The 9,965-nt window shown below is 73.4% G+C and carries 7 protein-coding genes and 2 pseudogenes; 7 read left to right on the forward strand and 2 right to left on the reverse strand.

Annotated elements, in window-relative coordinates; genetic code table 11:
* Window positions 1-15: 15 nt before the first annotated feature.
* Window positions 16-1,719, reverse strand: a complete 1,704-nt coding sequence (paaN, locus tag RBJ77_RS08615) for a phenylacetic acid degradation protein PaaN (protein WP_372344382.1) — start codon at window positions 1,717-1,719, stop codon at window positions 16-18.
* Between the two features lie 205 nt (window positions 1,720-1,924).
* On the opposite strand from paaN, the gene RBJ77_RS08620 reads away from it, so the two are divergent.
* Entirely contained in the window at window positions 1,925-3,433 is a 1,509-nt protein-coding gene (locus RBJ77_RS08620) for a 3-hydroxyacyl-CoA dehydrogenase (RefSeq protein WP_372344383.1), read from the forward strand.
* Complete coding sequence (locus RBJ77_RS08625) at window positions 3,430-4,056, forward strand: TetR/AcrR family transcriptional regulator (protein WP_372344384.1); 627 nt, start codon at window positions 3,430-3,432, stop codon at window positions 4,054-4,056. Before RBJ77_RS08620 ends, RBJ77_RS08625 begins: the two co-directional genes overlap by 4 nt.
* Before the next feature lie 129 nt (window positions 4,057-4,185).
* Here the strand turns inward: RBJ77_RS08625 and RBJ77_RS08630 are convergent, their stop codons facing one another.
* Window positions 4,186-4,695, reverse strand: a complete 510-nt coding sequence (locus RBJ77_RS08630) for an Lrp/AsnC family transcriptional regulator (RefSeq protein WP_255973515.1) — start codon at window positions 4,693-4,695, stop codon at window positions 4,186-4,188.
* Between the two features lie 174 nt (window positions 4,696-4,869).
* Here RBJ77_RS08630 and pdhA point away from each other — a divergent pair, with 174 nt between their 5' ends.
* The 5 genes and pseudogenes from pdhA to RBJ77_RS08655 all read left to right on the forward strand — a co-directional run.
* Window positions 4,870-6,036, forward strand: coding sequence for a pyruvate dehydrogenase (acetyl-transferring) E1 component subunit alpha (pdhA, locus tag RBJ77_RS08635; protein ID WP_372344385.1), 1,167 nt, complete (start codon window positions 4,870-4,872; stop codon window positions 6,034-6,036).
* Window positions 6,033-7,055 carry an alpha-ketoacid dehydrogenase subunit beta gene (locus tag RBJ77_RS08640; protein ID WP_372344386.1) on the forward strand — a complete coding sequence of 341 codons (1,023 nt, stop codon included), beginning with the start codon at window positions 6,033-6,035 and terminating at the stop codon, window positions 7,053-7,055. Before pdhA ends, RBJ77_RS08640 begins: the two co-directional genes overlap by 4 nt.
* 43 nt (window positions 7,056-7,098) lie before the next feature.
* Window positions 7,099-8,553: a dihydrolipoamide acetyltransferase family protein gene (locus tag RBJ77_RS08645; protein ID WP_372344387.1), complete on the forward strand. Its 1,455-nt coding sequence runs from the start codon at window positions 7,099-7,101 to the stop codon at window positions 8,551-8,553.
* A gap of 186 nt (window positions 8,554-8,739) precedes the next feature.
* Window positions 8,740-8,979: pseudogene (locus tag RBJ77_RS08650) on the forward strand (NTP transferase domain-containing protein); the annotation flags it as partial.
* Between the two features lie 348 nt (window positions 8,980-9,327).
* Window positions 9,328-9,948: pseudogene (locus RBJ77_RS08655) on the forward strand (DUF6457 domain-containing protein); the annotation flags it as partial.
* Window positions 9,949-9,965: the final 17 nt, after the last annotated feature.

A 9,965-nucleotide genomic window follows, 5' to 3' on the forward strand; every position in this document is an offset into this window, starting at 1 on the left:
TCCCCTGCCGCTGCCTCACACGGTCTCGCGGCGGACCTCGACCACCCGGAAGCGGTTCGCCACGAAGGCGCCGTCGCACAGGGCCGCGTTCGCCGCGGGGTTGCCGCCCGAGCCGTGGAAGTCGGAGAACGCCGCCGTCTGGTTCACGTACACCCCGCCCGTCAGGTTGAGCGACAGCTGGGCGCACTCCTCCAGGCAGACCTCCTCGACGGCCTGCGCGACCTCTTCGGAGGTGGTGTACGCGCCGACCGTCATGGCGCCCTTCTCGCGCACCGTGCGCCGCAGCAGCTCCACCGCGTCCTGAGTGGAGTCGACGGCGACCGCGAAGGAGACCGGGCCGAAGCACTCGCTCATGTAGGCGGCCTCCGCGTCCGGCTTGGCGCCGTCCAGCTTGACCATCGCCGGGGTGCGCACGACGGCGTCGGGGAAGTCCGGGTTGCTGATCTCCCGGGTGGGGAGGGCGACTTCGCCGAGGCCCGCGGCCGCGTCCAGGCGGGCCTTCACGTCCGGGTTCACCAGGGCGCCCAGCAGTGCGTTCGCCCGGGCGTCGTCGCCGAGGAGGCCGCCGACCGCCTGCGCGAGGTCCGCGACGACCTCGTCGTACGACTTCGGGCCCTCGTCCGTGGTGATGCCCTCGCGCGGGATCAGCAGGTTCTGCGGGGTGGTGCACATCTGGCCGCTGTACAGGGACAGCGAGAACGCCAGGTTCGACAGCATGCCCTGGTAGCGGTCGGTCGAGTCGATCACGACCGTGTTGACGCCGGCCTTCTCCGTGTAGACCTGCGCCTGCCGGGCGTGGGTCTCCAGCCAGTCGCCGAAGGCGGTCGAGCCCGTGTAGTCGATGATCTTGATCTCGGGGCGCACGGCCAGGGTCTTGGCGATGCCCTCGCCGGGCCGCTCGGCCGCCAGCGCCACCAGGTTCGGGTCGAAGCCCGCCTCGGCGAGGACCTCGCGGGCGACCTGGACGGTGAGCGCGAGCGGCAGCACCGCGCGCGGGTGGGGCTTCACGAGCACCGGGTTGCCGGTCGCCAGGGAGGCGAACAGGCCCGGATACCCGTTCCACGTCGGGAACGTGTTGCAGCCGATCAGCAGCGCGACGCCGCGCCCGACCGGCGTGAACTCCTTGGTCAGCACCAGGGGGTCGCGCTTGCCCTGGGGCTTGGACCACTCCGCGGTGTCGGGGGTGCGCGCCTGCTCCACGTACGCGTACGCCACGGCTTCGAGGCCGCGGTCCTGCGCGTGCGGGCCGCCGGCCTGGAACGCCATCATGAAGGCCTGGCCGCTGGTGTGCATGACCGCGTGCGCGAACTCGTGCGTCCGCGCGCCGATCCGGGCCAGGATCTCCAGGCAGACCACCGCGCGCACCTCGGCGCCCGCCTCGCGCCATGCGCGCATGCCCGCGCGCATGGCCGGCAGCAGGGTGTCGATGTCGGCGTGCGGATAGGTGATGCCCAACTCGATCCCGTACGGCGAGACTTCACCCCCGACGAAGTCGTCCGTGCCCGGCTGGCCCAGGTCGATGCGGGTGCCGAGCAGGGCGTCGAAGGCGGCCTTGCCCTCCGGCATGCTCAGGCTGGGGCGCCCCTCGGTGTCCCCGTACGCCTTGGGGTGCTCGGGGTGGGGGGACCAGTAGGCGCGGGTGCGGATGGTCTCCAGCGCCTTGTCGAGCGTCGGCCGGTGCTGGGCGATCAGGTCGTGGGCGGTCAGGTCGGCGGCCATGGCGGACCAACTCCTCGTCGGCAGCGGCTCTCCGTCGAGCCGCAGAGCTGGGGCGGGACTGGGGCAGGGCTGGGCAGGGACGAGCGGACAGAGTTAGAGTAACCGAACGATCGGTCGGGACAAGGGGGTGCGGAAAAGCTGTGGAAAACCGGCTCAATGAGCCCCGCGCCCGCGCGGTGCCGCCGGGTGCGGGAGGATCACCGGCATGACAGCACATGAGCGTCTCGTGGGCGTGGTGGGCACCGGCACCATGGGCCAGGGCATCGCCCAGGTCGCGCTGGTCGCGGGGCATCCCGTCCGGCTGTACGACGCTGCTCCCGGCCGGGCGGAGTCGGCCGCCGGGGCGATCGCGGCCCGGCTCGACCGGCTCGTCGAGAAGGGCCGGATGTCCGCGGACGAGCGGGCGGCCGCCGTCGGCCGTCTCGCGCCCGCGCAGACGCTGGACGAGCTGGCGGACGCGGCCCTCGTCGTCGAGGCCGTCCTGGAGCGGCTGGACGTCAAGCAGGCGCTGCTGCGCGACCTGGAGGCCGTCGTCGCGGACGACTGTCTGCTCGCCACGAACACCTCGTCCCTGTCCGTCACGGCGATCGGCGGGGCGATGCGCCTGCCGGGACGTTTCGTCGGACTGCACTTCTTCAACCCGGCGCCCCTGATGCCGCTGGTGGAGGTCGTCTCCGGCTCCGCCACCGACGTCACCGCGGCCACGCGCGCGTACGAGACCGCACGCGCCTGGGGAAAGACGCCCGTGGCCTGCGCCGACACCCCCGGCTTCCTGGTGAACCGGATCGCGCGGCCCTTCTACGCGGAGGCGTTCGCGGTCTACGAGGACCAGGGTGCCGAGCCGGCGACCATCGACGCCGTGCTGCGCGAGAGCGGCGGCTTCCGGATGGGCGCCTTCGAACTGACCGACCTCATCGGCCAGGACGTCAACGAGGCCGTGACGCGCTCCGTGTGGGAGGGCTTCTTCCAGGACGTGAAGTTCCGGCCGTCGCTGGCCCAGCGCCGGCTGGTCGAGGCCGGGCGCACCGGCCGCAAGTCGGGCCAGGGCTGGTACGCGTACGGGGAGGGCGAGGAGCGCCCAGAGCCGCGCACGGAGGCCCCCGCCGACCAGCCCGCCTACGTGGTCGCCGAGGGCGATCTGGGGCCCGCGCGCGAGGTGCTCGCCCTCATCCGTGAGGCGGGCATCGAGGTGCGCGAGGAGGACGAGGACAACGGCACGCGTCTGGTGCTGCCCGGCGGCGGCCAGCTCGCCCTGGCGGACGGGCAGACGTCGATCGAGTACCGGGACGTCGTCTACTTCGACCTCGCGCTCGACTACCGCAAGGCGACCCGGATCGCGCTGGCCGCCGCCCGGGACGCGAACCAGCGCACCGTGCAGGAGGCCGTCGGCCTCTTCCAGGCGCTCGGCAAGGACGTCAGCGTCATCGGGGACGTCCCCGGCATGATCGTCGCCCGTACCGTCGCCCGGATCATCGACCTGGCGCACGACGCCGTCGCCAAGGGCGTGGCCACCGAGGAGGACGTCGACACCGCCATGCGGCTCGGCGTGAACTACCCGCTGGGACCCATCGAGTGGAGCCGCAGGCTCGGCAAGAACTGGGCGTACGCCCTCCTCGACGACCTGCATCTGCGCGACCCCTCCGGGCGCTACGCGCCGTCCCTGGCGCTCTACCGCCACTCGTACGCCCCCGACAAGCGGGAGGGCTCCGCATGACCACCGCACGACGCGCTGCCGCCGTACGACGCGACCCCGCCGTACGGCGCGACACCTACACGCCCGACAGCCTGCTCGCGGTCGCCGTGACCGTCTTCAACGAGCGGGGCTACGACGGCACGTCCATGGAGCACCTCTCCAAGGCGGCGGGCATCTCCAAGTCGTCGATCTACCACCACGTGACGGGCAAGGAGGAGCTGCTGCGCCGCGCCGTCAGCCGTGCGCTGGACGGCCTCTTCGGGATCCTCGACGAGGAACCCGCGCGCGTGGGACGCGCGGTGGAGCGCCTGGAGCACGTCACGCGGCGCATGGTCGAGGTGCTGACCGCCGAACTGCCCTACGTGACGCTCCTGTTGCGGGTGCGCGGCAACACGGGCACCGAGCGGTGGGCCATGGAGCGCCGCCGGGAGTTCGACCACCAGGTCGCCGCGCTGCTCAAGGCGGCCGCGGCCGACGGGGACGTGCGCAGCGACATAGACGTGCGGCTCGCCACGCGCCTCGTCTTCGGGATGATCAACTCGATCGTGGAGTGGTACCGGCCCGACGGCGGCGGCCTCGCCGACCGCGAGGTGGCCGACGCCGTCGTGGAACTGGTCTTCCAGGGCCTGCGCAAGGAAGGCTGACGGGCTGACGGCCCGTGCGCAAGGAAGGCCGACGGACGGGCGGCCGTGCGCGAGGAAGGCCGACAGACGGGCGGCCGTGCGCGAGGAAGGCCGACGGATGGGCCCCGCGCCCCCGACGGGCCCTGGGCGTCAGGCGTCCGGCTCCAGGTCCTCCTCCTCGAAGACCAGCAGCGTGCGGGTGCTGAGCACCTCGGGGATGGCCTGGAGCTTGGTGAGGACGAGTTCGCGCAGGGCGCGGTTGTCCTGTGTGTGGACCAGGATGAGCACGTCGAAGTCGCCGCTGACCAGCGCGATGTGCGAGGCCTCCGGCATCCGGCGCAGCTGGTCGCGGACCGTGCGCCAGGAGTTCTGGACGATCTTGAGCGTGATGTACGCGGAGGCACCCTGACCGGCCCGCTCGTGGTTGACGCGGGCGCCGAAGCCGCGGATCACGCCGTCGTCGATGAGGCGGTTGATCCGGGCGTACGCGTTCGCCCGTGACACGTGGACACGCTCGGCCACGGACCGTATCGACGCCCGGCCGTCCTTCTGCAGCATCTGCAGGATGTCGCGGTCGATGGCGTCCAGCGGACGGGCCGCGGGGTCGTAGCCGCCGGATTCCGGGCCCCCGGAGCCGTCGGCCATTTGTTCAGATGCCATGTGCCCCCGCCTCCTTACCATGGACGTACTGCGTTCATCTCAGGCTGTGGAGAACCGTTTGTCCACAGCCTGGAGGTGCCTGTAGCCAAAATGTGCCGACGACCGAACAATCGGTAGGTGAGGCGCATCACATCCGACGCGCCTTCACAGCCACTCCCACGAGGAGGTGCCGTCATGACGGTCATGGAGCAGCGGGACGCCCGCGGCGCCGGCGCACCGACGCCGCCGCCCGCCTGGCAGCCCCGCACGGACCCCGCGCCGCTGCTGCCCGACGCGGAGCCCTATCGGGTGCTGGGCACCGACGCCGCCGCGGACGCCGATCCCGAGCTCCTGCGCCGGCTCTACGCGGAGGTGGTGCGCGGCCGGAGGTACAACGCGCAGGCGACCGCCCTGACCAAGCAGGGCCGTCTCGCCGTGTACCCGTCGACGACCGGCCAGGAGGCCGCCGAGGTCGCCGCGGCGCTCGCCCTGGAGGAGCGCGACTGGCTCTTCCCCAGCTACCGCGACACCCTCGCCGCCGTGGCCCGCGGCCTCGACCCCGTCCAGGTCCTGACCCTGCTGCGCGGCGACTGGCACACCGGCTACGACCCGCGTGAGCACCGCATCGCGCCGCTGTCCACCCCGCTGGCGACGCAGCTCCCGCACGCCGTGGGCCTCGCGCACGCCGCACGGCTCAAGGGCGACGACGTGGTGGCGCTCGCCATGGTGGGCGACGGCGGGACCAGCGAGGGCGACTTCCACGAGGCGATGAACTTCGCCGCCGTCTGGCAGGCGCCGGTCGTCTTCCTGGTGCAGAACAACGGGTTCGCCATCTCCGTGCCGCTGGCCAAGCAGACCGCGGCGCCGTCCCTGGCCCACAAGGCCGTCGGGTACGGGATGCCGGGCCGGCTGGTCGACGGGAACGACGCGGTGGCGATGCACGAGGTCCTCACCGAGGCCGTCACCCGCGCGCGCGGGGGCGGTGGTCCGACGCTGGTCGAGGCCATCACGTACCGGATGGACGCGCACACGAACGCCGACGACGCGACCCGCTACCGCAGCGACGCCGAGGTCGAGACCTGGCGCGCGCACGACCCGATCCTGCTCCTGGAGCGGGAGCTGACGGAGCGCGGACTCATCGACGAGGCGGGGATGCGGACCGTGCGCGACGACGCGGAGCGGATGGCCGCGGCCCTGCGCGAGGCCATGAACCAGGACCCGGTGCTGGACCCGATGGACCTGTTCACCGACGTGTACGCCGAGGAGACCTCCCAACTGCGCGAGCAGGCGGCCCAGTTGCGGGCCGAGCTGGAGGCCGAGGCCGAGGCGTCCGAGGGATCCCAGGAAGGGGGCGGGGAATGACCACCGTCGCCGCCAAGCCGGTCACGAAGTCGGTCACCAAGCCGGCGACCATGGCGCAGGCGCTCGGCAGAGCACTGCGGGACGCCATGGCCGACGACCCGACCGTGCACGTCATGGGTGAGGACGTGGGCACCCTCGGCGGTGTCTTCCGGATCACCGACGGGCTCGCCAAGGAGTTCGGCGAGGACCGCTGCACGGACACCCCGCTGGCCGAGGCCGGCATCCTCGGCACCGCCGTCGGCATGGCGATGTACGGCCTGCGGCCCGTCGTGGAGATGCAGTTCGACGCGTTCGCCTACCCGGCCTTCGAGCAGCTGATCTCGCACGTCGCGCGGATGCGGAACAGGACGCGCGGCGCCATGCCGCTGCCCATCACCGTCCGCGTGCCCTACGGCGGCGGCATCGGCGGCGTCGAGCACCACAGCGACTCCTCCGAGGCGTACTACATGGCGACGCCCGGCCTCACCGTCGTCACGCCCGCCACGGTCGCCGACGCGTACGGGCTGCTGCGGCGCTCGATCGCCTCCGACGACCCGGTCGTCTTCCTCGAACCCAAGCGCCTCTACTGGACGAAGGACTCCTGGAACCCCGAGGCACCGGCGGACGTCGACCCCATCGGCACGGCGGTGGTCCGCCGCCCCGGGACCAGCGCCACGCTCATCACGTACGGGCCGTCCGTGCCCGTCTGCCTGGAGGCCGCAGAGGCGGCCCGCAGCGAGGGCTGGGACCTCGAAGTGGTCGACCTGCGCTCCCTGGTGCCGTTCGACGACGCGACGGTCGCCGCGTCCGTGCGCCGCACCGGGCGGGCGGTCGTGGTGCACGAGTCGGGCGGTTTCGGCGGGCCGGGCGGGGAGATTGCCGCGCGCGTCACCGAGCGCTGCTTCCACCACCTGGAGGCGCCGGTGCTGCGGGTGGCCGGTTTCGACATCCCGTATCCGCCGCCGATGCTGGAGCGGCACCACCTCCCGGGAGTGGACCGGGTGCTGGACGCCGTGGCGCGGTTGCAGTGGGATCAGTGAGAGTGGGACCGGTGCAGGACGGCGGGGAAGGGACGGTGCGCTGATGGCACGGGTTCTTGAGTTCAAGCTGCCCGATCTCGGGGAGGGGCTCACCGAGGCGGAGATCGTGCGATGGCTGGTGCAGGTCGGGGACGTCGTCGTCGTCGACCAGCCGGTCGTCGAGGTGGAGACGGCCAAGGCGCTCGTCGACGTGCCGTGCCCGTACGCGGGCGTGGTCACGGCCCGCTTCGGTGACGAAGGGGCCGAACTGCCGGTCGGCGCACCGCTGCTGACGGTGGCCGTCGGGGCGGAGGACACAGCTGCCGTTGCCGGCGGGGCGTCCGGGGGTGCCGGTGCCGCGTCGGAGAGTTCCGTGAAGCCGGAGAAGAAGCCCGAGGGGCCCGAGAAGGCTGAGAAGTCGGAAGGCTCGGGGAACGTGCTGGTGGGGTACGGGACCGCCGCCGCCCCGGCCCGGCGCAGGCGGGTCAGGGCCGCGGCGGCCGAAGCGGCGGCCACGCGCCCGACGGCCCTCCGCGAGCCCGCCGCGCCGCCCGTCCGGCCCGGCCGGCCGGCCGGTCCCGTCCCGGTGATCTCCCCGCTCGTCCGCAGGCTGGCCCGTGAACACGGGCTCGATCTGCGCGAGTTGACGGGGTCCGGGCGGGACGGGCTCATCCTGCGGGCGGACGTGGAGAGTGCGATGACGGCTCGCGCCGAGGCGCCCGCCGCGACGACTGCGGCGCCCGTATCCCCGACATCGGCACCGGCACCGGCACCGGCTCCCGCGCCCACGGCTCCCGCTCCCACGACCGCCGCTCCGCAGGGCCACCGCACGCCCCTGCGCGGCATCCGGGGCGCCGTCGCCGACAAGCTGTCCCGCAGCCGGCGCGAGATTCCCGACGCCACGTGCTGGGTGGACGCCGACGCCACCGAACTCATGCACGCGCGCGTGGCGATGAATTCCGCGACCGGGCCGTCCGCCGGGCCGAAGATCTCCGTCCTGGCGCTCCTCGCCCGCATCTGCACGGCGGCCCTGGCCCGTTACCCGGAGCTGAACGCCACGGTGGACATGGAGCGGCGCGAGATCGTGCGGCTCGACGAGGTGCACCTCGGGTTCGCCGCGCAGACCGAGCGCGGGCTCGTCGTCCCCGTCGTACGGGACGCCCACGCGCGCGGGGCGGAGTCCCTGAGCGGCGAGTTCGCGCGGCTCACCGAGGCGGCGCGGACCGGGACGCTGACGCCGGGCGACCTGACTGGCGGCACCTTCACGCTGAACAACTACGGGGTGTTCGGGGTCGACGGCTCCACGCCGATCATCAACCACCCCGAGGCCGCCATGCTCGGCGTCGGCCGGATCACCCCCAAGCCGTGGGTCCACGAAGGGGAGTTGGCGGTCCGCCAGGTCGTCCAGCTCTCCCTCACCTTCGACCACCGGGTGTGCGACGGGGGCACCGCGGGCGGCTTCCTGCGCTACGTGGCGGACTGCGTGGAACAGCCGGCGGTGCTGCTGCGCTCGCTCTGACCGCGGGCGGCGGCCGGCCCGCCGCCCACGGATCATCCGCGCCGCCACCCCCTCGGGGGTGGCAATGATCCGCGGTACGCCCATACTCGGGGGATGACCGAAGCCGTCGGGCAGCCCGAGCAGCGCCGACCCCCGGCCGACCGCGCGCTCGGCGCCGCGGGCCGGGGCGGCGACGCCTACGACGCGCTGGTGCTCGCCGGAGGTGCCGCGCGCCGCCTCGGGGGCGCGGACAAGCCCGGCGTCCGGGTCGGTGGGCGGGCACTGCTCGACCGGGTGCTCGCGGCCTGCGCCGGAGCCCGCACCACGGTCGTGGTCGCCGAGTCACGACCGACCGCACGCCCCGTCGACTGGGCCCGCGAGGACCCGCCCGGCGGCGGACCGCTCGCCGCCCTGGACGCGGGAGTCCGGGCCCTGACCACGTCAACGGACGGGTCGCCGAACGAGTCCCGGAGCGGGGCACCGAGCTTGCCGCCGAGCGGGCCGTCGGAGGAGTCCCGGAGCGGGTCGCCGGAGGAGGCACCGAGCGGGTCGCCGGACGAGTCCCTGAGCAGGGCACCGAGCGGTTCCCCGGACGACTCCCCGAGCAAGGCACCGAGCGGGTCGCCGAGCGCGGCACCGGACAAGACCCCGAGCAGGGCACCGAGCGGTTCCCCGGACGAGCCCCCGAGCGATTCGCCGAGCGGGCCACCGGACGAGTCGTCAGACGAGCCGCCGAACGAGGCACTGAACCAGCCGCCGCGCGGACCAGGTGGCCGCGCGGCGGTCCCCGGTCTCGTCGTCGTGCTCTCCGCCGACCTCCCGTTCCTCGCGGAGCGCACCGTACGGCTGCTGTGCGACACGCTGGGCGGGACGAGCGCCGACGGGGCGCTGCTCAGTGACGCCGACGGTCGGGACCAGCCTCTCGTCGCCGTCTACCGGACCAGCGCGCTGCAGCGGGTACTCGGCGCCCTGAAGGCCGAACACGGGTCGCTGAGCGGGCTTCCGCTGCGCCTGCTCACCCGCGATCTGCACCTCACCCGCATCACCGACCCCGTCGATCCCGTCGCGTCCTTCGACTGCGACACCTGGGACGACATCGCCGCCGCTCGGTCACGGATCAGGGAGCATGGGCACGTGTTGGACGAATGGATCACCGCAGCCAAGGACGAACTGGGCATCGACCTGGACGTCGACACCGGCGTCCTGCTCGACCTCGCCCGCGACGCGGCCCACGGGGTCGCGCGCCCCGCGGCACCGCTGACGACGTTCCTCGTCGGATACGCGGCGGCGCAGGCGGGTGGCGGCCCCGAAGCCGTCGCGGCCGCCGCGGCGAAGGCCGTCGCGCTCGCCGATCGCTGGGCGAAGGAGGCCGAGTCCGGGGCCGGGCCCGGCGGCGCCGCGCCGGACGCGGGATGAGCGGCGGCAACGGGCGG

The organism is Streptomyces sp. KL116D (assembly GCF_030766975.1).
GTDB lineage: Bacteria > Actinomycetota > Actinomycetes > Streptomycetales > Streptomycetaceae > Streptomyces > Streptomyces longispororuber_A.